This window comes from Streptomyces sp. NEAU-YJ-81 (assembly GCF_017592595.1).
Taxonomy (GTDB): Bacteria; Actinomycetota; Actinomycetes; order Streptomycetales; family Streptomycetaceae; genus Streptomyces; species Streptomyces hygroscopicus_B.
In genome coordinates, this window is the sequence record NZ_JAGFNO010000003.1 from 334,167 (window position 1) to 357,340 (window position 23,174).

At 71.8% G+C, this 23,174-nt stretch carries 19 protein-coding genes, 3 tRNA genes and 1 pseudogene; 15 read left to right on the forward strand and 8 right to left on the reverse strand.

Annotated elements, in window-relative coordinates:
- The first annotated feature begins 5 nt into the window (after positions 1-5).
- The 3 genes from J5X86_RS09890 to J5X86_RS51925 all read left to right on the forward strand — a co-directional run bounded on the left by J5X86_RS09890 (position 6) and on the right by J5X86_RS51925 (position 4,398).
- Entirely contained in the window at positions 6-668 is a 663-nt protein-coding gene (locus tag J5X86_RS09890) for a 1,4-alpha-glucan branching protein (protein WP_208516353.1), read from the forward strand.
- 258 nt (positions 669-926) lie between these two features.
- Positions 927-3,584: a fibronectin type III domain-containing protein gene (locus J5X86_RS51920; protein WP_208516354.1), complete on the forward strand. Its 2,658-nt coding sequence runs from the start codon at positions 927-929 to the stop codon at positions 3,582-3,584.
- 121 nt (positions 3,585-3,705) lie between these two features.
- Positions 3,706-4,398 carry a TIGR04222 domain-containing membrane protein gene (locus J5X86_RS51925; RefSeq protein ID WP_208516355.1) on the forward strand — a complete coding sequence of 231 codons (693 nt, stop codon included), beginning with the start codon at positions 3,706-3,708 and terminating at the stop codon, positions 4,396-4,398.
- 7 nt (positions 4,399-4,405) lie between these two features.
- Here the strand turns inward: J5X86_RS51925 and J5X86_RS09905 are convergent, their stop codons facing one another.
- Entirely contained in the window at positions 4,406-4,765 is a 360-nt protein-coding gene (locus J5X86_RS09905) for a cupin (RefSeq protein WP_208516356.1), read from the reverse strand.
- 124 nt (positions 4,766-4,889) lie between these two features.
- Between J5X86_RS09905 and cutA the strand changes: the two genes are divergently transcribed.
- On the forward strand, positions 4,890-5,213 hold the full coding sequence (gene cutA, locus J5X86_RS09910) for a divalent-cation tolerance protein CutA (protein ID WP_078641256.1): 324 nt from the start codon (positions 4,890-4,892) through the stop codon (positions 5,211-5,213).
- Between the two features lie 59 nt (positions 5,214-5,272).
- Here cutA and J5X86_RS09915 read toward each other — a convergent pair whose 3' ends face one another.
- The 3 genes from J5X86_RS09915 to J5X86_RS09925 all read right to left on the reverse strand — a co-directional run bounded on the left by J5X86_RS09915 (position 5,273) and on the right by J5X86_RS09925 (position 6,637).
- Positions 5,273-5,968, reverse strand: coding sequence for a vancomycin high temperature exclusion protein (locus tag J5X86_RS09915; RefSeq protein WP_208516357.1), 696 nt, complete (start codon positions 5,966-5,968; stop codon positions 5,273-5,275).
- Positions 5,969-6,035: 67 nt separating this feature from the next.
- Complete coding sequence (locus J5X86_RS09920; RefSeq protein WP_208516358.1) at positions 6,036-6,284, reverse strand: hypothetical protein; 249 nt, start codon at positions 6,282-6,284, stop codon at positions 6,036-6,038.
- The gene (locus tag J5X86_RS09925; RefSeq protein WP_308124486.1) at positions 6,281-6,637 is read right to left on the reverse strand and encodes a hypothetical protein; all 357 of its coding nucleotides are present in this window, start codon (positions 6,635-6,637) and stop codon (positions 6,281-6,283) included. The genes J5X86_RS09920 and J5X86_RS09925 overlap by 4 nt, the downstream gene beginning before the upstream one ends.
- A 123-nt stretch (positions 6,638-6,760) precedes the next feature.
- On the opposite strand from J5X86_RS09925, the gene J5X86_RS09930 reads away from it, so the two are divergent.
- Positions 6,761-7,747, forward strand: coding sequence for an adenosine deaminase (locus tag J5X86_RS09930; RefSeq protein ID WP_208516359.1), 987 nt, complete (start codon positions 6,761-6,763; stop codon positions 7,745-7,747).
- 33 nt (positions 7,748-7,780) lie between these two features.
- Here J5X86_RS09930 and J5X86_RS09935 read toward each other — a convergent pair whose 3' ends face one another.
- Positions 7,781-10,066: a molybdopterin oxidoreductase family protein gene (locus J5X86_RS09935; protein ID WP_208516360.1), complete on the reverse strand. Its 2,286-nt coding sequence runs from the start codon at positions 10,064-10,066 to the stop codon at positions 7,781-7,783.
- 204 nt (positions 10,067-10,270) lie between these two features.
- Between J5X86_RS09935 and J5X86_RS09940 the strand changes: the two genes are divergently transcribed.
- From J5X86_RS09940 to J5X86_RS09960, 5 genes are all read left to right on the forward strand, one after another.
- On the forward strand, positions 10,271-11,377 hold the full coding sequence (locus tag J5X86_RS09940; RefSeq protein ID WP_243979952.1) for a CbiX/SirB N-terminal domain-containing protein: 1,107 nt from the start codon (positions 10,271-10,273) through the stop codon (positions 11,375-11,377).
- On the forward strand, positions 11,374-12,735 hold the full coding sequence (locus tag J5X86_RS09945) for a deoxyguanosinetriphosphate triphosphohydrolase (protein WP_208516361.1): 1,362 nt from the start codon (positions 11,374-11,376) through the stop codon (positions 12,733-12,735). Before J5X86_RS09940 ends, J5X86_RS09945 begins: the two co-directional genes overlap by 4 nt.
- 290 nt (positions 12,736-13,025) lie before the next feature.
- Positions 13,026-14,321 (forward strand): FAD-dependent oxidoreductase, encoded by a 1,296-nt coding sequence (locus J5X86_RS09950; RefSeq protein ID WP_208516362.1) that lies wholly within the window; start codon positions 13,026-13,028, stop codon positions 14,319-14,321.
- Between the two features lie 75 nt (positions 14,322-14,396).
- Positions 14,397-16,412: a DNA primase gene (gene dnaG / locus J5X86_RS09955; RefSeq protein ID WP_208516363.1), complete on the forward strand. Its 2,016-nt coding sequence runs from the start codon at positions 14,397-14,399 to the stop codon at positions 16,410-16,412.
- 339 nt (positions 16,413-16,751) lie between these two features.
- The gene (locus J5X86_RS09960) at positions 16,752-17,987 is read left to right on the forward strand and encodes an RNA polymerase sigma factor (RefSeq protein WP_208516364.1); all 1,236 of its coding nucleotides are present in this window, start codon (positions 16,752-16,754) and stop codon (positions 17,985-17,987) included.
- A 274-nt stretch (positions 17,988-18,261) separates the two neighbouring features.
- Here the strand turns inward: J5X86_RS09960 and J5X86_RS09965 are convergent, their stop codons facing one another.
- Both J5X86_RS09965 and J5X86_RS09970 read right to left on the reverse strand, forming a co-directional pair.
- Positions 18,262-19,833, reverse strand: coding sequence for an FGGY family carbohydrate kinase (locus tag J5X86_RS09965; protein ID WP_208516365.1), 1,572 nt, complete (start codon positions 19,831-19,833; stop codon positions 18,262-18,264).
- A 25-nt stretch (positions 19,834-19,858) separates the two neighbouring features.
- Positions 19,859-20,128 carry a hypothetical protein gene (locus J5X86_RS09970; RefSeq protein ID WP_014060441.1) on the reverse strand — a complete coding sequence of 90 codons (270 nt, stop codon included), beginning with the start codon at positions 20,126-20,128 and terminating at the stop codon, positions 19,859-19,861.
- A 247-nt stretch (positions 20,129-20,375) separates the two neighbouring features.
- Here J5X86_RS09970 and J5X86_RS09975 point away from each other — a divergent pair.
- The 5 genes and pseudogenes from J5X86_RS09975 (at position 20,376) to J5X86_RS50535 (ending at position 21,575) form a co-directional block, all read left to right on the forward strand.
- Positions 20,376-20,448, forward strand: a tRNA-Asn gene (locus J5X86_RS09975).
- 5 nt (positions 20,449-20,453) lie between these two features.
- A tRNA-Asn gene (locus tag J5X86_RS09980) sits at positions 20,454-20,526 on the forward strand.
- Between the two features lie 174 nt (positions 20,527-20,700).
- Positions 20,701-20,777, forward strand: a tRNA-Ile gene (locus J5X86_RS09985).
- Positions 20,778-21,033: 256 nt separating this feature from the next.
- Positions 21,034-21,192 (forward strand): annotated as a pseudogene (locus J5X86_RS50530) (VapC toxin family PIN domain ribonuclease); the annotation flags it as partial.
- A 143-nt stretch (positions 21,193-21,335) separates the two neighbouring features.
- A complete protein-coding gene (locus tag J5X86_RS50535; protein WP_243980112.1) occupies positions 21,336-21,575 on the forward strand; it encodes a transposase in 240 nt (79 codons plus the stop codon).
- Between the two features lie 317 nt (positions 21,576-21,892).
- On the opposite strand, the gene J5X86_RS10000 is transcribed toward J5X86_RS50535, so the two are convergent.
- Positions 21,893-23,029: a serine/threonine-protein kinase gene (locus J5X86_RS10000; protein WP_208516367.1), complete on the reverse strand. Its 1,137-nt coding sequence runs from the start codon at positions 23,027-23,029 to the stop codon at positions 21,893-21,895.
- Positions 23,030-23,174 lie beyond the last annotated feature (145 nt).

Below are 23,174 nucleotides of genomic sequence, written 5' to 3' on the forward strand. Positions count from 1 at the left end.
CCGTCATGTCGATCATTCACAAGACCACGATGAGTCCGACCAAGGTGGAGCTGCTCACGGCCTGGCTGCCCGGGCAGCCGTGGTACGCCGTCGCCCAGCGCGCGCCGGAGCTGTCCAGGGTCGGTGGCTTCCGGCTCGACGACCCCGAGGGCGAGGTGGGGATCGAGTTCATGGTGGTGCGGGACGACGCCGGTGATCGGCCCGCCTGGTACCACGTACCGATGACCTACCGCGCGGCGCCGCTCGCCGGAGCCGGGCAGGCCCTCATCGGCACGACCGAGCACGGGGTCCTGGGGCAGCGGTGGATCTACGACGGGGCGCACGACCCGGTGCTCGTGGGCCAGTTGCTCGCACTCCTCCAGGGCCGCGCCGAACCGCAGGCGCAGAGCCTGTCCGACACCCCCGACCCCTCCGTCACCGCCGAGGTGACCGGAGCCGGGTTCGAGGTCCCGGCCGGGGTCGCCGAGGCGTCGGCCGTCGCCAACGGGCCGGACGGCACCCGCCTGCTGGTCGGCGACGGGGTCGTTCTCCAGGTGACGCGCGTTCTGCGTCCGGAGTCCGGTGCGGAGACGGCCGGGGTCCGGGGCCATGTCAGCGCGGGCTGGCGGCTGTCGGAGGACGGCGAGGCCCGCGGCCGGTTCGCCGTCCTCTACGACACGGTGTCCTGACGCACCGTTGGGCGGTTGGGCGGTTGGGCGGTTGGGCGGTTGGGCGGGGGCGTCGGCGGTGGCCGGTGCTCCCGCCCCGCCCATGAGGCCAACACCAGGCCGATAGATCCAATGAATTGACGCCCTAGGGGCGAAGTAAGGCGGATTCTGCCGCCTATATTGACGTGTTCCTCTTATAGATCCTACCTTTCCCGGGGCCACTCCACGAGTTCCAGCAGGGTTCCAACAGGGTTCCAGCAAGGTTCCGCAGGGAGGGACATGTCGGAGTACGTACGCTCACGCACCCGGACCGCCCGCAAGGCCCCGAGATTCGCCGCCGTCGCGGCCGTCCTCGCCACCCTCGGCGCCGCCTTCGGCGGCACCGCCGACGCCGTCGCGCGGGCGCCTCGCCCCGCCCCCGATGTGTATGTCGCGCCGAGCGGCGACGACCGCGCGCCCGGCACCCGCACCGCCCCCGTCCGCACCCCCGAGCGCGCCCGCGACCTCGTACGGCAGCGCACCGACCGGCTCGCCGCCGACCTCACGGTGCACCTCGCGCCGGGTACGTACCGCCTCGCCCGCCCGCTCGTCCTCGACTCCCGTGACTCCGGGGGCAATGGGCACCGCGTCATCTGGCAGGGCAGCAAGGGCACCGTGTTCAGCGGCGGCCGGGCCGTCCAGCACTGGAAGCCGGTCAACGGCAGGTCCGGGCTGTGGTCGGCGCCCGCGCCCGCCGGGCTGGACAACACCCGGCAGCTCTACGTGAACGGCGTCCGCGCCCAGCGGGCGCGCGGGCCGATACCGGTGACGCTCAAGTCCACCGCCACCGGCTACACCGCGTCCGCCGACACCCTCGCCCGCTGGCGCAATCCGTCGGACATCGAGTTCGTCTACCCCAGCGGTGAGGCGCTGTGGAACATCCAGCAGTACGGCCTCGGCCCCTGGACCGAACCGCGCTGCCCGATCGGCTCGATGACCGGCACCACCGTCACCATGGCCCAGCCGTGCTGGGACAACTCCACCAAGCGCGTGGAGTTCCCCGACATCCCCGGCCGCAGCATCAACATGGTCGGCCCCGGCAAGCTCACCAGTGACGCACTGCCCGGCTATGTCGAGAACGCCTACGAGGTCCTCGACCAGCCCGGAGAGTGGTACCTCGACCGGCACACCCGCACCGTCTACTACCGCCCGCGCTCCGGGGAGAACCCGCGCACCGCGGATGTGGAGGCGCCGGTCCTGCAGAAGCTGGTCGACGGGCGGGGCACCGGAAGCGCGCCACTGCACGACATCGCCCTGCGGGGCATCCAGTTCTCGTACGCCACCTGGCTCACCCCCTCCTCACCCGAGGGCTTCTCCGAGGTGCAGGCGGGCTACACGGTGACCGGCGCGGAGGGCTGGAAGACCCAGGGGCTGTGCGAATACACCCCGGGCGGCACCTGCCCGTACGCGTCCTGGACCAGGATGCCCGGCAACGTGGCCATCAGCCACGGCCGCGACCTGGAGTTCTCCGACAACGCCTTCGTCCACCTCGGCGCGGCCGGGCTCGAACTCGGCACCGGAACACGGAACACCACCGTGCGCGGCAACGTCTTCACCGACATCTCCGGCAACGGCATGGAGATCGGCGGGGTCGATGCCCCCCGGCCCGGCAGCGACGCCGACCTCACCCGCAAGGTGTCGGTGACGAACAACCACCTCTACGCGCTGCCCCGCGAGTACCACGGCGGTGTCGCCATCCTCAACGGCTACACCCAGAACAACACCATCGCCCACAACCAGATCGACCATGTCGGCTACTCGGCGATCTCCATGGGCTGGGGCGGCTGGCCCGACAAGATCGGCAAACCGGCCACCGCCAATGTGTCGCACGACAACTCGGTGGCCAACAACCTCATCTTCGACTACATGCAGGCCCTCGACGACGGCGCGGGCGTCTACACCCAGGGCCTCACCGGTAGCTCCCTCGACAACGGCGAGAAGATCACCGGCAATGTCATCCACGACGGGTGGGGGCTGGGCCGGACCATCTACACCGATAACGGCTGCACCTACGTCACGGTAGAGGGCAACGTCCTCTACGGCGCCCAGGCCAACGTCCTCAGCGCACATGTCGACTACCGCGACAACCTCGGCAACAACGACCCGACCCGCATCGTCGGCAACTACTGGGAGCAGGGCGACCGCGACGGCAACGACAAGGGCGTGGTGACGTCCGGTAACCACATCCTGGCCGACCCCTCGAAGGCCCCGGCCGGCATCGTGGCCGCGGCCGGTCTCGAACCCCGCTACCGAGGGCTGCTCGGCCGCACGTTCGCCACCCGCTCCGTACCCGAAGCACCCACCCGCGTGGGCGACTTCGCGGCGGACGGCTCGGCGTACGTCACCTGGAACCCGTCGTACGTCGATGGCGGGTCCCCGGTCACCTCGTACACCGTCACCGCCACCAACGGCACCCACGCCGTCTCCACCACCGTCCCGGCGGCGCGCTTCAAGCGCACCGCGTACGCGGTGGTCGACGGGCTCACCAACGGCACGCCGTACACGGTGACCGTCACGGCCCAAAACCGGGTGGGGCAGAGCGAGAGGTCGCCGGCCGCCGCCCCCGTCACGCCCACCGCCGACGGCTCCGGCGCTCTGCCCGCCGTCTCCACCGGCGTGAAGGTCAACGCGGAGGCCACGGCCGCCAGGCTGTCCTGGACGCCGCCCAAGACCACCGGCGACACCCCGGTCATCGGCTACCGGATCACCGTCTCCGACGGCCGCACCGTCACCGTGACCGGCCGCGACGTCCTGGTCGCCCAGCCCCGGGCCAAGGGCATGCTGCGGGTGATCGGCAATCTGCGCCCATCCACCGCGTACACCTTCTCGATCGCGGCCCTCACGGCCACCGGCACCGGCCCGTCCGCCGAGGTGTCCGTCACGACCCCGTCCGGATAAGGGCGGGAAAGCTCAAATCCCGCTCTGAAACCACGTCGATCCGGGTTCATCACCGTTCAGAAGGACAAAACTGACGGTAAGTGAGTAGTTCGGATGGACGTGGATGGACGGGGGCATTCCGATGTGGGCCATATTCAGACGCCCCGCCTCGGCGGAGCCACAGGAGGCGGCGGGCCAGGCGCCGGACCTCTATGACCTCTATGACATCGCCTATCTGGTGGGCGGGCGGCGGTGGGTGATCCAGACCCTCCTGATAGCGCTTCAGGAGCGGGATGTGATCACCCTCCGGCGCTCCCGGATACACGCCAAGGCGGGGGAGGCCGGGCACCCGGTCGAGCGCGCGCTCATCGCGCTGTGCCCCCGCCCGAAGCCGGTGGACCATGTGGTCCCCACGCTGCTCCGCGGACCCGAGCTGGAGGCGATCCGGGACCGGCTCGCCTCCGGCGGTCTGCTCACCCGCCTCCGGGGCCGCCCCACCCGCACGGGCCGACGCCGCGTGGAAGCGGCCGTGCGGGCGGGGGCGCTCCCCTCGTACGTCTTCTACGGGCCCGTCGTCCTCCCGGAGCCGGTGCGGCGCAAGGCCGTCAGCGCGGCGATACCCATCCCGAACGGCGATCCGGCCTACTGGGAGCGGCACGTCCTCATCGCCTACGACCCCGGCTACCCCGACCACGAGTCCTTCTACGAGACGCACGCGTGGGGCGACGACCATGGCGGAGGCCACGGCGGTGGCTACGGTGGCGACCACGGTGGTAGCCACGGAGGCGGCCACCACTCCTGCGGCGGCGGTGGCGGCGGCGGGGGAAGCGACTAGGTTGCCGTCAGGCGGTGGCCGCGTCCTCGTAGGGGGTGGGGCAGCCCTGCGTGGCGGTCACGGCGGTCAGCAGCACCACCGAGTCCTCCAACGCCCGCAACCCGTGCCGCTCATGCGGGATCTCCTGCACCTGGCCCGCGATGAGATCCAACCGGTCACCGCCGCCGGTCAGCCGCACATGCCCGAGCAGCACCTGGAGACTGGCCGCCGGAGGAGCGTTGTGCTCATCGAGCTCGCAGCCGGAGACCATGGCGATCACGCTCTGCCGCAGCGGGCCGTCGTGCAGGAACAGATGTGCGCTGCGCCCGTGCGGATCGGCCTTGGCCTGGTCCAGATGGTGGCGCGCGAGCGTGGTGAGGTCATCCATGAGTGCCCCTCGATCGGTCCGGTCTGATCGTCGGCGGGTTCCCTCAATCCTCACCGGCTAGCGTGGTGGGCGCCAGTTCGCAGCCGCGCCGTACGACCGCGCCGTGGAGAGAGGTACCGCAGCAGTGGCCGACTACCTGACCGTATTGACCACCACCGACACCCCCGAGAAGGCCGAGGCGCTGGCCCGCGGGGCGATCGAGGCCCGGCTGGCGGCCTGTGCGCAGATCAGCCAGCCCGTGACATCCGTGTACCGGTGGGAGGGGGAGGTCGAGACGGCGGCCGAGTGGCAGGTGCTGTTCAAGACGACCGCCGCGCGCTACGACGAGCTGGAGGCCCATATCCGCGAGGCGCACGACTACGAGACGCCAGAGGTCATCGCGATGCCCATCGTGAACGGCAGCGAGGACTATCTGGCGTGGGTGGTGTCGGAGACGACGATCGGCTGACGGCGACCGGCGACCGGCGACCGGCGACCGGTGACAGGGGGCGAGGCTGGGCCGACCGCTCAGCGGGAGCCGTAGGCCCCCCGCCCCGCCAGCGCCTGCTCGATCCCCCGCTCCCGCGGCCCCAGGAAGTGCGGATCCGGCTCGAACGCCGCGTCCAGGGCCGCCTTGCCCGCCGCCACGACCTCCCGCGTCCCACCGAAGTACCAGGTCACATCGTGCGGCTCGTCGACCGCGACCCCATACGCGTCGATCCCCGCCGCCCCGCACAGCGCCAGCGCCCGCCGCACATGGAACCCCTGGCTCACCAGCACCGCCTTGTGCACCCCGAAGACCCGCCGGGCCCGGCTGCAGGAGTCCCAGGTGTCGAACCCCGCGAAGTCGCTCACGATCCGCCGGTCCGGCACCCCGCGCTTGACGAGATACCCGCGCATCGCGTCCGGTTCGTCGTAGTCATGGCGGCTGTTGTCCCCGGTGACCAGCAGCGCACGGACCCTGCCGTCCTTGTAGAGCCGCACGGCGGCGTCCAGCCGATGCGCCAGATACGGCGACGGCTCCCCGTTCCACAGCCCCGCCCCGAAGACCACCCCCACCGGGGCCGAGGGCACATCGGCGACCGTATGGATCCGGTCGTCCGTGCTCAGCCGCAGCCAGGTCGCGGGGAGCAGGGCCAGTACGCAGACGAGGACGCCCCCCTGCACCAGCCGCCGCCACCCCCGCCGCGTCCGCGGCAACCGCCCCCGCACCCACCCCAGCATGCGCTCCCCCTTCCGCATCACCGATCCGGTCGCGCTGTGGGACGCCGGAGAGGGGGTGGCGGTTGCCTCACCCGGCCCAGGTGACGTTAACCACCGCGATCAGTTGCTGGCTGGGCACCGGCAGGAAGTACAGCAGCCCCACATCCAGGAAGGGCAGATTGCGCAGCCGGTGACCGGCGCCCACCTCGGTGGCGTCTCTCCCCAGCACGGCCAGTTCATGGGCGAGTCGTTCCACTTCAGTGACGATATGCGGCGGAAGACCACCCACGACGTGTGCCGCGTCCGGGTCGTACTCCCACCTCCACGCATCGCTCATGCACCGATCTCCTCGCCCGCGGCCCGGAGGATGCGGCCGATCTCACTCGCCGCCGCGCGAGCCTCTTCCGGGTCGGCCAGCGGATCCGCGGCCAGGTCCTCACAGGCATGGAAGCGGGCGGCGCGCTGTGGCCAGCGTTCGATGTTGACGACGGTTCCCCAATGCGCGGTGAAGGCTCTCAGCGGCCCCACACTGCTGGTGCGCTGCGCGCTGGTTGCCGCGCTCGCCAGGTGTTCGTTCAGTTCTGGGAGGCGACTCGGAACGATCTGAGCGACTGCCGCCCGAAGCGCGTCCGGAGTCAGCGACGGCATGGGGATCAGCGGAGCGCTCGCCTCGGTCGGCTGACTGCTCACGGTGGCCTCCTGTGTCCCTGAGTGCACTGCTGGCGACGCCGAGCCTAGCGCTCGGGGCGGGTCCGCCGCCCGGATAGGCTGAGTGACTCCCCCCGTCAGCGAAACCAGCAGGTGATCCCCTCCATGCCCCCGATCCCCACCGCAGAGCTCCATCTCCACATCGAGGGCACCCTGGAGCCCGATCTGGCCTTCGCGCTCGCCGAGCGCAACGGGGTCGAGCTGCCGTACGCCACCCAGGAGGAGCTGCGGGCCGCGTACTCCTTCAGCGATCTGCAGGACTTCCTGAACCTGTACTACGCGCTGATGACCGTGCTGCGCACCGAGGACGACTTCGCCGACCTCACCAACGCGTATCTCGCCCGCGCCCGTGAGCAGGGTGTGCGCCATGCCGAGATCTTCTTCGACCCGCAGGCGCACACCGCCCGTGGCGTCGAGATCGATACGGTCATCCGCGGGATCGGCCGCGCGCTGGACGCGGCGCCGGGGACGTACGGCATCACCACGCGCCTGATCATGTGCTTCCTGCGCGACGAGAGCGCCGAATCGGCCCTGGCGACCTTCGAGGCGGCCCGCCCCCACCTGGACCGGATCGCCGCCGTCGGCCTGGACTCGGCGGAGGTCGGGAATCCGCCGTCGAAGTTCCGCGAGGTGTACGCGCTCGCGCGGGAGGCCGGGCTGAAGTGCGTCGCGCACGCGGGGGAGGAGGGGCCGCCCGCGTATGTGTGGGAGGCGCTGGACATCCTCGGCGTGGACCGCGTCGACCACGGGGTGCGCTGCCTGGAGGACGAGGCGCTGGTGGCCCGGCTGGTCGCGGACCGGACCCCGCTGACCGTCTGCCCCCTGTCGAACGTCCGGCTGCGCGTCGTGGACCGCCTGGAGGACCATCCGCTGCCCGCGATGCTGGACGCCGGTCTGCTGGTGACGGTCAACTCCGACGACCCCGCCTATTTCGGCGGCCACGTGGGCGACAACTTCACCGCCATACGGGACGCGCTCGGCCTCGACGAGACGACCCTGCGCACCCTGGCCCGCAACTCCTTCGAGGCCGCCTTCCTGGACGAGGAGACGCGGGCGGCGTACCTGAAGGAGGTCGACGGCTGGACCCGCTGAGCCCTGGGGCGATCAGCCCTCAGCGCTCGGCCCTCAGCCCTCGGCCAGCTCCAGCCGCACCGCGCACACCTTGAACTCCGGCATCCGCGACACCGGATCCAGCGCCGGGTTCGTCACCGTGTTGGCCCGCCCCGGCCCCGCCCAGTGGAACGGCATGAACACCGTGTCCGGCCGGATGTCCCGGCTGATGCGGGCCGGGGCCACGGCGCGGCCGCGCCGGGAGACCACCGCGATCGGCACGCCCTCGGCCGCCCCCAGCCGCTCGGCGAGCAGCGGGTGGAGCTGGACGTAGGGGCCGGGTGCGGCCTCGTTGAGTTCGGTGACGCGCCGGGTCTGGGCGCCGGACTGGTATTGAGCCAGCACCCGGCCTGTCGTCAGCAGGACCGGATACGCCGCGTCCGGCTCCTCGGCGGCCGGGCGATGGCTCACGGGGGCGAAGTGGGCCCGCCCGTCGTCGGTGGCGAAGCGGTCGAGGAACAGCCGTGGCGTACCGGGATGCGGACCGGGCCGCTCCGCGCCCTCCGAGTGGGTCCCCTCCGCCTCCTTGGAGGTGCCCTCCGCGTCCTCGGAGGCCCGCTCCGTCCCCTTGGCGGCCCGCTCCGTGCCTTCCGAGTCGGCACCCTCCGCGCCCTTACGGGCGGTCTCCTCCGCGCGCTCCGGACAGGGCCAGAACACCCCGTCCTCCTCCGCGATCCTCCGGTACGTGATGCCCGAGTAGTCCGCCGGGCCGCCGGCCGAGGCCCGCCGCAGCTCCTCGAAGACCTCCTCCGCGTCGGCCGGGAACCCCTTCTCCCAGCCGAGCCGGGCCGCGAGCCCGCTCAGCACCCACAGGTCCGTCCGGACGCCCGGCGGCGGGGTGAGGGCCGCCCGGCGGAGGATGACCCGGCCCTCCAGGTTGGTCATGGTCCCGGTCTCCTCGGCCCACTGCGCCACCGGCAGGACGACATCGGCGAGCGCGGCGGTCTCCGAGAGCACGACATCGGCGACCGCGAGGAAGTCCAGCGACCGCAGCCGGGATTCCACATGGGCCGCACGCGGGGCGGAGACCAGCGGGTTGGAGCCCATCAGCAGCAGCGCCCGGACGTCCCGCCCGAGCGCGTCCAGGAGCTCGTACGCGCTGCGCCCCGGCCCGGGGAGGGCGTCGGGTTCGACGCCCCATACGGCCGCCACATGGGCGCGCGCGGCCGGGTCGGCCAGCTTGCGGTAGCCGGGTAGCTGGTCGGCCTTCTGGCCGTGTTCGCGACCGCCCTGGCCGTTGCCCTGGCCGGTCAGGCAGCCGTAACCGGACAGCGGGCGGCCCGCGCGGCCGGTGGCCAGGCACAGGTTGATCCATGCGCCGACGGTGTCGGTGCCCTTGGACTGCTGCTCGGGGCCCCGGGCGGTCAGCACCATCGAGTTCTCGGCGTCGCAGAACATCGTGACCGCCTTACGGAGGTCAGGGACGGGGACGCCCGTGATCCGCTCCACCAGCTCCGGCCAGTGGGCCATCGCGGCGGCCCGCGCCTCGGGCCAGCCACTGGTACGCCGTTCGACGAACTCCTCGTCCACCCGGCCCTCCGCGACCACCAGGTGCAGCAGCCCCAGTGCGAGCGCGAGATCGGTGCCGGGCCGCGGCGCCAGATGCAGATCCGCCTGCTCCGCCGTACGGGTACGCCGGGGATCGACCACGATCAGCCGGCCGCCCGCCTCCTTCAGCTCGGTCAGATAGCGCAGCGCGGGCGGCATGGTCTCGGCCAGGTTCGAGCCGACGAGGACGACGCATCCGGTGCGGGCCACGTCCGCCAGCGGGAACGGCAGCCCGCGGTCCAGCCCGAAGGCCCGCTGATGGGCGGCGGCGGCCGAGGACATGCAGAACCGGCCGTTGTAGTCGATCTGCGAGGTGCCGAGCACCACCCGGGCGAACTTCCCCAGCGCGTACGCCTTCTCGTTCGTCAGCCCGCCGCCGCCGAAGACCCCCACCGCGTCGCGGCCGTACGCCCGGCCGGTCGCCTCCAGGCCCTCGGCGATCCGGTCGAGGGCCTCCTCCCAGGTGGCCGGTTCGAGCCGACCGGAGTCAGGGCGGCGGACCAGCGGCTCGGTCAGACGCACCCGGGAGGAGAGCACAGCGGGCGCGGTGCGGCCCTTACCGCAGAGCGCGCCGCGGTTGACGGGGAAGGCGGTGCGCTCGATGACCTCGACACCGCCCGGCCTCTCGTCCGATCCGCCGCCCGGCGGCAGCGGGCGCAGCGTCATCCCGCACTGGAGCGAACAGTAAGGGCAGTGCGTGTCGACGGGGGCGGGGTCGGGGGCGGGGGAGTGCTCCCCGGGAACGTGCGCCATGCCAAGGAGCGTGCTACGGCCGTGTTACGGCCCGTGTCGCCCCGGATTACGCCTGCGGGAAGCGGACCTCAGCACGGGGCCCGGCGGCCGGTGAAATCGGCGCAACCACCCGTCACGGCCGCGCAACGGCGGTGCAATCTGCCGCTGCCACGCTCTGGTCATGACGCCCCCTCCGGTTCTCCTGGCCCCGACGGCACGGCCGATATGGACAGCACGGCGGACTTCGACAGTGCCCAGCGGCTCATGACCCAGTTCACCGCACAGCTCACCACTCAGCTCGACCGGCTGGGCCACAGCAGCCGTCCTGGCAGCCGCCACGACGTCCGCCGGGGTGGCCGCGACCGCCCGCCGACGCTCGTCGCCGTCGCCCACGGCAGCCGGGACCCCGAGGCGCTGCGCACCGTGACCGCACTCCTGGACCGCGTCCGCGCGCTCCGCCCGGGACTGCCCGTACGTCTCGGCCATATCGAGCTCAACCGGCCGCTGCTGGCCGACACGCTGGCCGCGCTGCGCGGCGAGGCCGTGCTCGTCCCGCTGCTCCTGAGCCGCGGCTACCACACCAAACAAGACATCCCGGACGCCGTCGCCGCCGCGCCCCACCTCGCCGCCCGGATCGCCGCCCCGCTCGGCCCGGACCCGCTGCTCGCCGAGGCGCTGCACGCCCGGCTGGCGGAGGCAGGCCACCGGGCCGGGGTTCCGCACGGGGAGGGTGTCGCGGCTCCGCACGGGACAGGCGTCGCGGGCGTCGCGGCTCCGCACAGGACAGGCGTCGCGGGCGTACCGGCTTCGCACCGGGCGGGCGTCGTCCTGGCCGCGGCGGGCTCCCGCGACCCGGACGCGGCCGTCGACGTGGCCCGGACCGCCGCCCTGCTCAGCACCCGGCTCGGCGGTGTGCCCGTCCTGCCCGGCTACGCCTCCGGCTCCGGGCCCACCGTGCCCGAGGCCGTACGGGCCCTGGCCGCCCTCGGCCATGACCGGATCGCGATCGCCTCCTACTTCACCGCGCCCGGCCGCTTCGCCACCCAGTGCGCGAACGTCGCCCAGTCCGCGAATGCCGCCCAGTGCGCGCACGCCGCCCAGTGTGCGAACGCCGCCCAGGGCGCAAGCGCCACCCAGTGCGTGAACGCTGCCCGGTGTGCGAATGCCGCCCAAGGCGGCGCAGGCGTCACCCCATGCGCACCCGCCGCCCCCAGGATCGCGGCCGCCCCGCTCGGCGCCCACCCGGCGGTGGCGCGTCTCATACTGCGCCGGTACGAACAGACCCTCGCCTTTGCGCCCTTGTCACCACCGGCGGCTACCGTCGGTGTATGAGTCGCAGCGCACCTCCTGAACCGGATCCGGCCCCTCCGACCGGTGCCCCCGAGGCCGACACCGGCCACGTCCCCGGCTACGCCCCGGCGGACCTCGAGCGCTGGGCGCCAGAGCCCGACAAGCGGCCGGGCCGGACCGCCTTCCAGCGGGACCGGGCGCGGGTGCTGCACTCCGCCGCGCTGCGCAGACTGGCCGGGAAGACCCAGGTGGTGCCCGCCACACCGGCCGCCGACCCCGGACCGGCCGGGCGCGCCCTGGCCTACGACGCCACGCCCCGCACCCGGCTGACCCACTCCCTGGAGTGCGCCCAGGTGGGCCGTGAGCTGGGGGCCGCCCTCGGCTGCGACCCGGATCTGGTGGAGACGGCCTGCCTCGCCCATGACCTCGGCCATCCGCCGTTCGGGCACAACGGTGAGCGGGTGCTCAACGAGATCGCCGAGCCCTGCGGCGGTTTCGAGGGAAACGCGCAGTCGCTGCGGCTGCTGGCCCGGATCGAACCGAAGCGGTTCGTGCCCGGTCCGGAGGCCGGTGAGCCGGTGAGCGTCGGCCTCAACCTCACCCGCGCCGCGCTGGACGCCGCCACCAAGTACCCCTGGCCGCGCGGCGGCCATCCGTACAGCCCCCGCTCCCCGAAGTTCGGGGTCTACGAGGACGACCTCCCGATCTTCGCGTGGTACCGGCAGGGTGCCCCCGAGGGCCGTACGACCTTCGAGGCGCAGGTCATGGACTGGGCCGACGATGTCGCGTACTCCGTCCACGATGTCGAGGACGGGCTGCACGCGGGCCATCTCGACCCCGCGAGCCTGCTCTCCGAGCCCGAGCGCCGCGAGGTCTTCGCCGTCGCCGCCGACCGCTACGCCCCGGGGGCCGAGCCCGGAGAGCTGGCCGAGGCGCTGGACCGGCTGCTGGGCCAGGAGTGGTGGCCGCACCGCTACGACGGCTCGTCCGTCGCCCAGGCCCGCCTCAAGGACGCCACCAGCCAGCTCATCGGCCGCTTCTGCCTGGCCGCCGAGGGCGCCACCCGCGCGGCGTACGGCACGGGCCGCTTCACCCGCTACCACGCCGAGCTGGTCGTCCCCCGCGCCGCCCGTCTGGAGTGCGCGGTCCTCAAGGCGGTCGCCGACCGGTATGTCATCCAGCGCCCCGACCAGGAGCTGGTCCGGGCCGATCAGCGCGTCGTCATCGCCGAGCTGGGCGATGCCCTGATCGCCCGCGCCCCCGAGGGCCTGGACCCCCAGTTCCGCGCGCTCTTCGACGCGGCCGGGGACGACCGGGGCCGGCTGCGGGCGATCGTCGACCAGATCGGCTCCCTGACCGACACCTCGGCCCGGTGGCTCCACGCCCGGCTCACCGTGTGAACCGCCGCCCGCCGGATCCGGCTTGCGTGCACACGTCCGGCGTACGGGCCCTTCCGGACGCACTCGCCGTGCGGGAGGCTCCCCTGTGACACAGCTATCGGCACAGCATTCGGCACAGTGTGCCGCACAGCTTTCGGTACAGGTTTCGGGCACGGATTTTCAGCACAGCCTCTGGCACAGCCATGGGCACAGCATTTGGCGCCCCTTTCGGAGAGCACGACCTGACGCGACCGGGGTAAGGCACTCATAGAGGCACTGCTCGGCACTGCTCGGCAGCGAGGAGGACACAAGTGGTCGACGCACACCAGACATTCGTCATCGTCGGAGGGGGTCTGGCCGGGGCGAAAGCCGCGGAAACCCTGCGAGCGGAGGGCTTCACCGGGCGGGTGATCCTCATCGGTGACGAGCGCGACCACCCCTATGAGCGGCCCCCGCTGTCCAAGGGCTTCCTCACCGGCGGCCAGGAGCGCGACAGCGTCTTCGTCCACGAACCCGCCTGGTACGCCCAGGCCGACATCGAGCTCCACCTCGGCCTGCCCGCCGTCCACCTGGACCGCGCCGCCAAGGCGGTGACCCTGGGCGACGGCACCCGGGTCCACTACGACCGGCTGCTGCTGGCCACCGGCGCCGAGCCGCGCCGCCTCGACATCCCCGGCACCGATCTGGCCGGGGTCCACCATCTGCGCCGGCTCGCCCACGCGGAGCGGCTCAAGGGCGTCCTCACCACCCTCGGCCGGGACAACGGCCAGCTCGTCATCGCGGGCGCGGGCTGGATCGGCCTCGAAGTCGCCGCTGCCGCCCGCGGCTACGGCGCCGAGGTGACCATCGTCGAGCCCGAGCCCACCCCGCTCCACCCCGTCCTCGGCCCCGAGCTGGGCGCCCTCTTCGCCGACCTGCACGGCGAGCACGGCGTCCGCTTCCACTTCGGTGCCCGCCTTACCGAGATCACCGGCCAGGACGGCATGGTGCTGGCCGCCCTCACCGACGACGGCGAGGAGCACCCCGCCCACAGCGTCCTGGCCGCCATCGGCGCCGCCCCGCGCACCGCCCTCGCTGAGGCCGCGGGGCTGGAGGTGGTGGACCGCGCGGCGGGCGGCGGTATCGCGGTCGACACCTCGCTGCGCACCAGCGACCCGGACATCTTCGCGGCGGGCGACGTCGCCTCCGCCCCGCTCGGCTTCCTCGAGGGCACCCCCGTACGGGCCGCACTCCCGCAGAGCGCCCGGCTGCGCGTCGAGCACTGGGCCAACGCGCTGAACGGCGGCCCGGCGGCGGCCCGCGCCATGCTCGGCCAGGACGTCGCGTACGACCGGGTGCCGTACTTCTTCTCCGACCAGTACGACGTCGGCCTGGAGTACTCCGGCTACGCCCCGCCCGGCTCGTACGACCAGGTGCTGGTGCGCGGCGACGTCGGCAAGCGGCAGTTCATCGCCTTCTGGCTGAACGAGGGCCGGCTGCTCGCGGGCATGAACGTCAACGTCTGGGACGTCACCGAATCGATCCAACGGCTCATCCGCGGCGGCGACCAGCTCGACGTGGCGGCCCTGGCCGACCCGTCCGTCCCGCTGACCTCGCTGCTCCCGTAGGCCCTGGGGCACGTTCCCACCGGGGTCCGGCAGGCGACGGACAGCCGTGTCGGACCCCGGCCGTAGAATTCGGGCGTGGCAGGCAGGATCAATGATGACGACGTGAAGGCGGTCCGGGCAGCGGTCCCGATCGACGCCGTCGTGTCCGAATACCTCCAGCTGCGCAATGGGGGGGGTGGCAATCTCAAGGGCCTGTGCCCCTTCCATGACGAGAAATCCCCGTCCTTCCAGGTCAGCCCCAGTAAGGGGCTCTACTACTGCTTCGGCTGCCAGGAGGGCGGAGACACCGTCGACTTCGTCATGAAGATCGACCACCTCTCCTTCGCCGAGACCATCGAGCGGCTGGCCTCCCAGGCCGGCATCACCCTGCGCTACGAAGAGGGCGGCTACACCCCCGGCCGCCAGCAGGGCGAGCGCACCCGGCTGGTCGAGGCCCATAAGGCGGCCGCGCAGTTCTATGTCGAGCAGCTTGAGCGCCCCGAGGCGGAGATCGGCCGCACCTTCCTGGCCGAGCGCGGCTTCGACCAGGCCGCCGCGCAGCACTTCGGCGTCGGCTACAGCCCGGCCGGCTGGGACCATCTCGTCCGCTATCTGCGCGGCCGCGGATTCACCGACAAGGAGCTGATTCTCTCCGGGCTCGTCCAGGAGGGCCGTCGCGGCCCCATCGACCGCTTCCGGGGCCGGCTGATGTGGCCGATCCGGGACATCTCCGGTGAGGTCGTCGGCTTCGGCGCCCGGAAGCTGCGCGACGACGACAACGGACCGAAGTACCTCAACACCCCCGAGACCCCGCTCTACCGCAAGTCCCAGGTCCTCTACGGCATCGACCTCGCCAAGAAGGACATCGCCAAGGCCAGCCGGGCAGTGGTGGTCGAGGGCTATACGGACGTCATGGCCTGCCATCTCGCGGGAGTCACCACCGCCATCGCCACCTGCGGCACCGCCTTCGGCGGCGACCACATCAAGATCCTCCGACGGCTGCTGATGGACAACGCGGGCGCGGAGGTCGTCTTCACCTTCGACGGCGACGCGGCCGGGCAGAAGGCGGCCCTGCGCGCCTTCGAGGACGACCAGCGGTTCGCCGCCGAGACCTCCATCGCGATCACGCCCGACGGGATGGACCCGTGCGAACTGCGGCTGGCCCGCGGCGACGAGGCCGTGGCGTCCCTGGTCGACAGCCGTACGCCGCTGTTCGCCTTCGCGCTGAAGTCGATCGTCTCCCGGTACAACCTGGACACCGAGGAGGGGCGTATCGCCGCGGTCGACGAGGCGGTGCCGGTCGTCGCGGCGATCAAGAATCCCGGGCTGCGGGACCGCTATGCGATCCGGCTGATCGGGATGGTCGGCATCGCCACCCAGGCGGAGGAGCAGTCGATCATCCGCAGGGTGCGCGGGCTGGCCCGCAGCAGGCAGAACGGCGGCCCGGGCGGCCCGGAGCAGGGTGGCCGAGGCGATCAGCGGGGCGGCGGCCCGGGCGGGTCCCGGTACGGCGGACGGGGTGACCAGCGCGGCGGCGGTCCGGGCGGCCATGGCGGGCCTGGAGGCCATGGCGGGCCGGGCGGGCCCGGAGGCCCTGGTGCCGCGGGCGCGCCGCCGGTCCCGCGCGGTCCGGCGCTGAATCTGCGCAGTCCCGCCCACCGCGTCGAGCGTGAGCTGCTCAAGCTGGCGCTTCAGCATCCAGACCTGGTCTCCCCGGCCTTCGACGCCTACGGCATCGACGAGTTCACCGCCCCGCCGTACGCGGCGGTGCGCCGCACCATCGAGGACGCGGGCGGTACGGCCGCCGCGGACGCCGACTATCTCGCCCGGGTCCGGGAAGCGGCCCCCGACGACACGGTCCGGGCCATGGTCACCGAGCTCGCCGTCGAGCCGCCGCACACCCGCCGCGACCCGGACGAGGTGTACGCGGGCGTGCAGTTGGTGGCCGTACGGCTGGCCGCGGTGAATCAGCGCGTGACCGAGGTGCGGGGCGCCCTCCAGCGCCTGGGGCAGCACGCGGACCCCGCCCACCTCGCCGCCGTGCAGAACGAGCTGTGGGTGCTGCAGCAGTACGGCCAGTCCCTCCGGGACCGGGGCGCGGCGGCGCTGTAGGGCGAGCGGGGCAGAGGGGGGTCAGGGCCGGTGGATGGGTTCCGGCCAGCGCGTTCGTGCCTTGGCGGGCGAGCCGTAGGGGGCGCTGTAGCCGCCGGGTAGTCGTACGGTCACGGGCCGCTGAGCAAAAAATGCCCGCACGCCCCTCGTGGGGGGCCTGTGTCGTACCCCACACTGGGGTGTGGTGCCTGAGTCCTCGGAGCGCGGCGGTGTTGGTCAGGTAGGGCCGGAATCCCCCGCAGATCCGCTCATGATGTACGGGACGGACGGCGGCGCGGCCGCCGTGCCGTGCCCGATCGTTCTGCCCCCTCAGCAGCGATCACCCTGGAGGTCGCCCCCGTGCAGACCCAGACCCTCACCGACGCGGCCCTCGCGGCGTCGCCGCACCCCGTGTCCGCCCGCCCGCCCGGCGCCGCACCGGTAGCGCCGGCCGTGCCCGAGGACCCGGCGGACCTCGCCCCGGAGGGTGCACCGGAGACCGACCAGGACGCCGCACCGGACGCCATGGCCGACGTAGCTGCCGACCCCGACCCCGACGGCGCCCCCGAAGCGGAATCCGCCGAGCCCGCCGAGTCGGTCGAGTCGGTCGAGCCCGTCGATACCGTCGTAGAGCCCGTCGAACCGATCGAACCGATCGAGCCGCCCGCCCGCGCCGACACCAGCGGCCCCTCCGCCGACCTCTTCCGCCAGTACCTCCGCGAGATCGGGCGGATACCGCTGCTCTCCGCGGTCGAGGAGGTCGAGCTTGCCCGCCGGGTCGAGGCGGGTCTCTTCGCCGAGGAGAAACTCGGCAACACCCCCGACCTCGACTCCCAACTCGCCGTGGACCTCGACCGGTTGGTGGTCCTGGGCCGGATGGCCAAGCGCCGGCTGATCGAGGCCAACCTCCGGCTCGTCGTCTCCGTCGCCAAGCGTTATATCGGCCGCGGCCTGACCATGCTCGACCTGGTCCAGGAGGGCAACCTCGGCCTGATCCGCGCGGTCGAGAAGTTCGACTACGCCCGCGGGTACAAGTTCTCGACGTACGCGACCTGGTGGATCCGCCAGGCCATGTCCCGCGCCCTGGCCGACCAGGCCCGGACGATCCGGGTCCCGGTGCATGTCGTCGAGCTGATCAACCGGGTGGTCCGGGTCCAGCGCCGGATGCTCCAGGAGCGCGGCTACGAACCCACCCCCGAGGAGGTCGCCGCCCATCTCGACCTCCTCCCGGAGCGGGTGAGCGAGGTGCTGCGGCTGGCCCAGGAGCCGGTGTCGCTCCACGCCCCGGTGGGCGAGGAGGACGATGTGGCCCTCGGCGACCTCATCGAGGACGGCGACGCGGCCTCACCCGTGGAGTCCGCGGCCTTCCTGCTGCTCCGCGAGCACCTGGAGGCCGTGCTGTCGACGCTCGGCGAGCGCGAACGCAAGGTGGTGCAGTTGCGGTACGGACTGGCCGACGGCCGCCCCCGCACGCTGGAGGAGATCGGCCGGATCTTCGGGGTGACGCGGGAGCGGATCCGCCAGATCGAGTCGAAGACGCTCAACAAGCTCCGCGACCACGCCTTCGCCGATCAGCTCCGCGGCTATCTGGACTAGCGATCCGGGCACCGACCCCGCCCCAGGCAGGCCGAGCCCCACCCTGCCCAAAACCCACGGCTCACGCCTGGCCCGAACTCGGGGCTCATGCCCGGCCCAAAACCCACGGCTCACGCCCGGCCCAAACTCGGGGCTCACGCCTGGCCCAAAACCCAGGGCTCACGCCCGGCCCAAACCCACGGCTCACGCCCGGCCCAAAACACTCCAGGGCGGCTCATGCCCGGCCAAAACCCCAGGGGCCCTCACGCCCGCCCCGTCCCGAGACCCCAGGGCCTCACATCGCCCCGTACCCTCCGCTCGCCCCATGATCATGACCACCACCGGTCTCGAACCCCCCGGGCTCGTACCCACCGCCCGGCCCATGCCCCACGGCCTCCTGGGCTCCCGGCTCGACGGTCCCGGGCTCGAAGGCTTCGGGCTCGAAGGCACCGGGGTGGGTCTGCTCCCGCACCGCCACGTACTGCTGCCGCACCGCCTGCCCCACCGGCAGCTCCTCGCCCGGCTCGAAGACCTGGCTCGCCGCGGCCGGCCAGCGCGGCGGCTCGTGCGGCGACTGGGTGCCGTGCGAGACGCCCAGCGCCCACGCGGCCTGGCGGGCCGCGCCCAGGGCGGCGTAGTCGGCGGGTTGGGGCACCACGACCTGCACCCCCAGCAGCGCGGGCGCGATCGCGCGGACGGCCTGCAGATCGGCCGCGGGCCCGAGCAGGAAGACGCGCCGCACCTGGACGCCGCGCCCGCGCAGCACGTCCAGCGCGTCCGCGAGCCCGCACAGCATCCCCTCGAACGCGGCCCGCGCCAGATGTTCGGGCTTCATCGACTCGCGTCGCAGCCCGGTCAGCGTGCCGGCCGTATGCGGCAGATGCGGGGTCCGCTCACCCTCCAAATAGGGCAGCAGCACCAGCCCGTACGACCCCGGGGTGGACTTCATCGCGAGCGCGGAGAGCCCGTCGAGATTCGTACCGAGCAGCTCCGCCGTACCGCGCAGCGTCCGTACCGCGTTGAGCGTATGCACCACCGGCAGATGCATTCCGGTGGCGTCCGCGTACGAGAGGATCGTGCCGGTCGGATCGGCCAGCGCCTCATGGTGGACGGAGAAGACCGAGCCGGAGGCGCCCAGCGAGATCACCGCGTCGCCGACTCCGACCCCGAGCCCGAAGGCGGCGGCCATGGTCTCGCCCGTACCGGCGGAGATCAGCAGCCCCTCGGGGGTGTGCCCGGCGGCGTCGGCAGGGCCGATGACCTCGGGCAGCCGCACCTGGTGACCGAGGGCCAGCTGGACCAGGTCGGGGCGCCAGGATCCGTTCGCCGCCGACCAGTAGCCGCTGCTGGAGGCCGTGCCGCGGTCGGTCGTACGCCGCACCGGCCGCCCCAGCAACTGCCAGACCAGCCAGTCGTGCGGCTGCATCAGCTCGGCCACGCGGTGCGCCGAGTCCGGCTCGTTCCGCGCCAGCCAGCGCAGCTTGGCCACCGGCTGCGAGGCGGTCGGCACGGCGCCGACCGCCTGGGCCCACGCGGTGCGGCCGCCGAGCGCCTCGGTGAGGTCGGCGGCCGCGGACTGTGCGCGCTTGTCGTTGCCCATCAGCGCGGGGCGAACCAGCACCCCGCCCGCGTCCAGCGTCAGCAGCCCGTGCTGCTGCGCCGAGACGCCGATGGCCTGGACCCCTTCGAGCAGCCCGCCCTCGGCGGCCTCGCCGAGGGACATCAGCCACGCCTGCGGATCCACATCGCCACTGCCGCCGACCGGGTGCGGGGCGTACCCCTGTTTGATCACGGCACCCGTATCGGTGTCACAGACGACGATTCGTGTGCTCTCGGACGAACTGTCCAACCCGGCGACTATCCCCATGGATCAGATCATGCCACCGCCGCGGTCAGGTGTTGCTGGTGCCCCAGTCGTCCTCGCCCACCGCGCGGGCGTCGCGCTGCCCGATCTTCTCGCGCAGCGGCCGGACCTTGTCCAGCGCCCGCACGGCGGCCAGTCGGCCTCCCTGTGCGGCCGACTCGGCGGTATTGCGGACGGCCGGATTCCGCGCGAACTTCTGCGCACAGGCGCGCAACTGCTCGTACCGCTCATGGCCCGCTCGCGTGCCCAGCACGTAACCCACAGCCATCCCAGTGATGAACGTCAGCCGGTAGCGCATCGACCTGCCCTTCTCGCTGTCCTTCACGTCCGGACCCCGGGGTCGTGCTGCGCGCCTACCCGCCCGCGCCGCAGATCACCCACGATCACGTAGAAGATCATCCCTGGAACGGCCGCGGATCGCCCGAGGGCGGACGCGGCGAACCGATTGGCGGAGCACCCCCCTGCTTGCGCTAATGTATGTGTCGCAGCGAGCGCACGCCGTCCGGAAGCCCCGGGCGGGGTCACGGTCGCGGCACACGGAGCAATCCCCTGTAGCTCAATTGGCAGAGCAGCCGGCTGTTAACCGGCAGGTTACTGGTTCGAGTCCAGTCGGGGGAGCTCGGTCCCCTGTAGCTCAATTGGCAGAGCATTCGGCTGTTAACCGGAGGGTTACTGGTTCGAGTCCAGTCGGGGGAGCAGTGAGGAGGACCCCTTGAGGGGTCCTTTTTCATTTCCGGGCCCCTGTGGACGTGATCTACGCCATGATCGAAGCCAGGGGGGCTCCCATGACCGGCCCTTCGAAGCAGCAGATCGTATGAGCGGCTATGCTGCGGCAGACGGCGCGCGCAGATGTGTACGACGCGCCGTTACGGGGCGGTAGCTCAGCCGGTTAGAGCAGCGGACTCATAATCCGTCGGCCGTGGGTTCGAGTCCCACCCGCCCCACCACGCGCTACGCGGGCAGAACCCCTTCTACCTGCGAAGACGTAGAGACGGGGGTCGCCGCTCCGAGACGCCGGCCCCCTTCATCCGTTCAGACCAAGATCCAGGGGACACGCAGGGGGCGCGGTGCGCGCGATATGTGAGCCATGCCCGTAATCCGCCGTATCACCTGATCGGTGCCGCGGTCAGCGGCGCGGCGCCAGGGTGGCGGAGTCTGTGGGGCTCCATCGAACGGCGGGTGCGCCGATCCTCATCTTGTTTCCCGAAGAATGCCTGGCGCTGGGTGGACACGGCGCAGTACAAGCTCACGCAGCGCGGACAGCATCGCTCTGCGGGCGCTCTTGACCTCCTGGTGTGTGCGACGGCGGTCCACCACGGTCACACCGTGCTCCACGTGGACAACGACGTCGTAGCCGTTGCGGCTGCGGCGGTGCTGGCCGGTGCCGGCTCGCTCATCACGATCGGTGAGTGGATCGCCGACGCCCCGCAGCACGTCCTGGGTGTTCTCGGCTTCGCTGCGGACCCGCTCACCGGACAGCGGACCGCACCGCATGCCGCCACTGGATGCTCGCCGCAAATCTCGCGAGTGATCTCGACGCCTGGGTGCGCCTGCCGGCTCTGCACGACACCGAAGGCCTGGCCGACGCCGAGCCGGAGACCATGTGCTTCCGCCCCTACCACCTGCCCGCCCACCTCGCCGACCACGCCCGACGCCGATGGCTGCGTATCGATGCGACCTGGCCCTGGGCAGAAGCGTTCACCACCTGCTGGCAGCGGCTCACCGCCCTCCCGGCTGTCACCTGACGGCCGGGCACTGCCGCGACAAGGACCAGGAAGGAGAAGACAGGCACCACTCCGGGACCGTGGAACCCGGCGCACCCGCGGCGTCACGCGACGGCCCACCTCGAACGACCCGAGGATATTACGGGCGAACTGCCGAACAGATCAGCCACCGAATCCTGCTGACGAATCGAGGTTAGTCTTCGCATGCCAGGATCAGAGGTTTGCCTTCGGAGCTCGCATCAGGAGCCACGAGTGGGCATGGGGTATCGAAATCATTCAGTGCCAAGGCCCGGAGGAATTGCAATGTGACCTATTCCGCCTGTGCCTTACGCGCTGCGTCATCGTTGGCTGTCGCTGAGGAGGATGAAGGCTGCAATTCCCAGAAGAATCGGCACCATCACCGCATGGGCGATCCACGTGGCTTTGTTCCTCTTCGCGCCGGGTGTGGGGACCGGCGGCGCGTCGGTGTACTGCCTGATGGTGGTGGGGTAGCCCTCCCAGGTGGCCTGGGGGGAGTGAGTCGGCGGAGCCGGCAGCGTGCGCGGTGGTGTGGTCGTCGGTCTGGCAGTGGTGGTGTGGTCCTCACTCGTGGCCTGGTCCGGGTGGGCTGGTGTTGCTGTGGGTGGTGCTGTGGTGGCCGCGGTGGCGGTGGGCCGGATCAGGGCGCGGGCCTGGTCGCTGGTCATCCGGTCGGCGACGTCGCGGGTGAGGAGTCCGGTGATCAGTGTCGACAGCGGAGGACGGCAGTTCAGTGGCGGCAGGTCGTCATAGAGGATCGCATGCAAGGCCGCGGCCGGGGTCTGGCGGGCGAACGGATCGCATCCCTCGACGGCGTGGAACAAGGTCGCGCCGAGCGACCATAGATCCGCCGCGGGCGTGGGATCGGCGCCCTGGAACAGCTCCGGAGCCATATAGCCGGTCGAGCCGGCGACACCGTGGCGGGTCAGCCGAGTGTCGTCCATCGCGTGGGCGATGCCGAAGTCGACGAGCTTCACCTCGCCGCCGGGCAGCACCATGATGTTGCTGGGTTTGATGTCCCGGTGGACCAGCCCGATCGCGTGCGCGGCCTCCAACGCGCCGAGCAACTGCCCCGCCATGCCGGCCACTCTTCCGCCATCCAGGACTCCGTTCCGCTCCAGGAGCTCCGCCAGCGAAGGCGCCTCCACCAACTCCATCACGATGTAGACAGCGTCGTCCTCCGGAGTCGGCGGCACGAGATCATAGATCGCCACAACACCTGGATGGTTGAGCCGACCCGCCGTACGGGCCTCACGCAGCGCCCGCTCAGCGAACACCGATCGCTCCCGCTCCGACAGCCCTGGCGGAATACGTAACTCCTTGACTGCCACCGAACGCCCGATCAATTCATCGTGCGCCCTCCACACCACCCCCACCGCACCTCGACCCAGCACGCCAGCCAGGCGATACCGCCCCGCCACCAGCCGTTGTGGCGTTAGGGAGCTCGTCCCCTCCACTGGCCATACCCCCCACGGGAATTGCGTCAACAGCAATAATTCGTAAGCTATCTGACTCAGGTTATCCGGCGGTGCTATCGCGCGAGAATACGCTGGACAGAAAGGATCTTGAACTTGGTGGCCTACCCCGCTATCAGCCGTTGTG

Bases quoted from the DNA above. Each gene is read 5' to 3' on its own strand.
- J5X86_RS09890 (WP_208516353.1), top strand. From the start codon at position 6: ATGTCGATCATTCACAAGACCACGATGAGTCCGACCAAGGTGGAGCTG.
- J5X86_RS51920 (WP_208516354.1), top strand. From the start codon at position 927: ATGTCGGAGTACGTACGCTCACGCACCCGGACCGCCCGCAAGGCCCCG.
- J5X86_RS51925 (WP_208516355.1), top strand. From the start codon at position 3,706: ATGTGGGCCATATTCAGACGCCCCGCCTCGGCGGAGCCACAGGAGGCG.
- J5X86_RS09905 (WP_208516356.1), bottom strand. From the start codon at position 4,765: ATGGATGACCTCACCACGCTCGCGCGCCACCATCTGGACCAGGCCAAG.
- J5X86_RS09915 (WP_208516357.1), bottom strand. From the start codon at position 5,968: ATGCTGGGGTGGGTGCGGGGGCGGTTGCCGCGGACGCGGCGGGGGTGG.
- J5X86_RS09920 (WP_208516358.1), bottom strand. From the start codon at position 6,284: ATGAGCGATGCGTGGAGGTGGGAGTACGACCCGGACGCGGCACACGTC.
- J5X86_RS09930 (WP_208516359.1), top strand. From the start codon at position 6,761: ATGCCCCCGATCCCCACCGCAGAGCTCCATCTCCACATCGAGGGCACC.
- J5X86_RS09935 (WP_208516360.1), bottom strand. From the start codon at position 10,066: ATGGCGCACGTTCCCGGGGAGCACTCCCCCGCCCCCGACCCCGCCCCC.
- J5X86_RS09940 (WP_243979952.1), top strand. From the start codon at position 10,271: ATGGACAGCACGGCGGACTTCGACAGTGCCCAGCGGCTCATGACCCAG.
- J5X86_RS09945 (WP_208516361.1), top strand. From the start codon at position 11,374: ATGAGTCGCAGCGCACCTCCTGAACCGGATCCGGCCCCTCCGACCGGT.
- J5X86_RS09965 (WP_208516365.1), bottom strand. From the start codon at position 19,833: ATGGGGATAGTCGCCGGGTTGGACAGTTCGTCCGAGAGCACACGAATC.
- J5X86_RS09970 (WP_014060441.1), bottom strand. From the start codon at position 20,128: ATGCGCTACCGGCTGACGTTCATCACTGGGATGGCTGTGGGTTACGTG.
- J5X86_RS50535 (WP_243980112.1), top strand. From the start codon at position 21,336: ATGCTCGCCGCAAATCTCGCGAGTGATCTCGACGCCTGGGTGCGCCTG.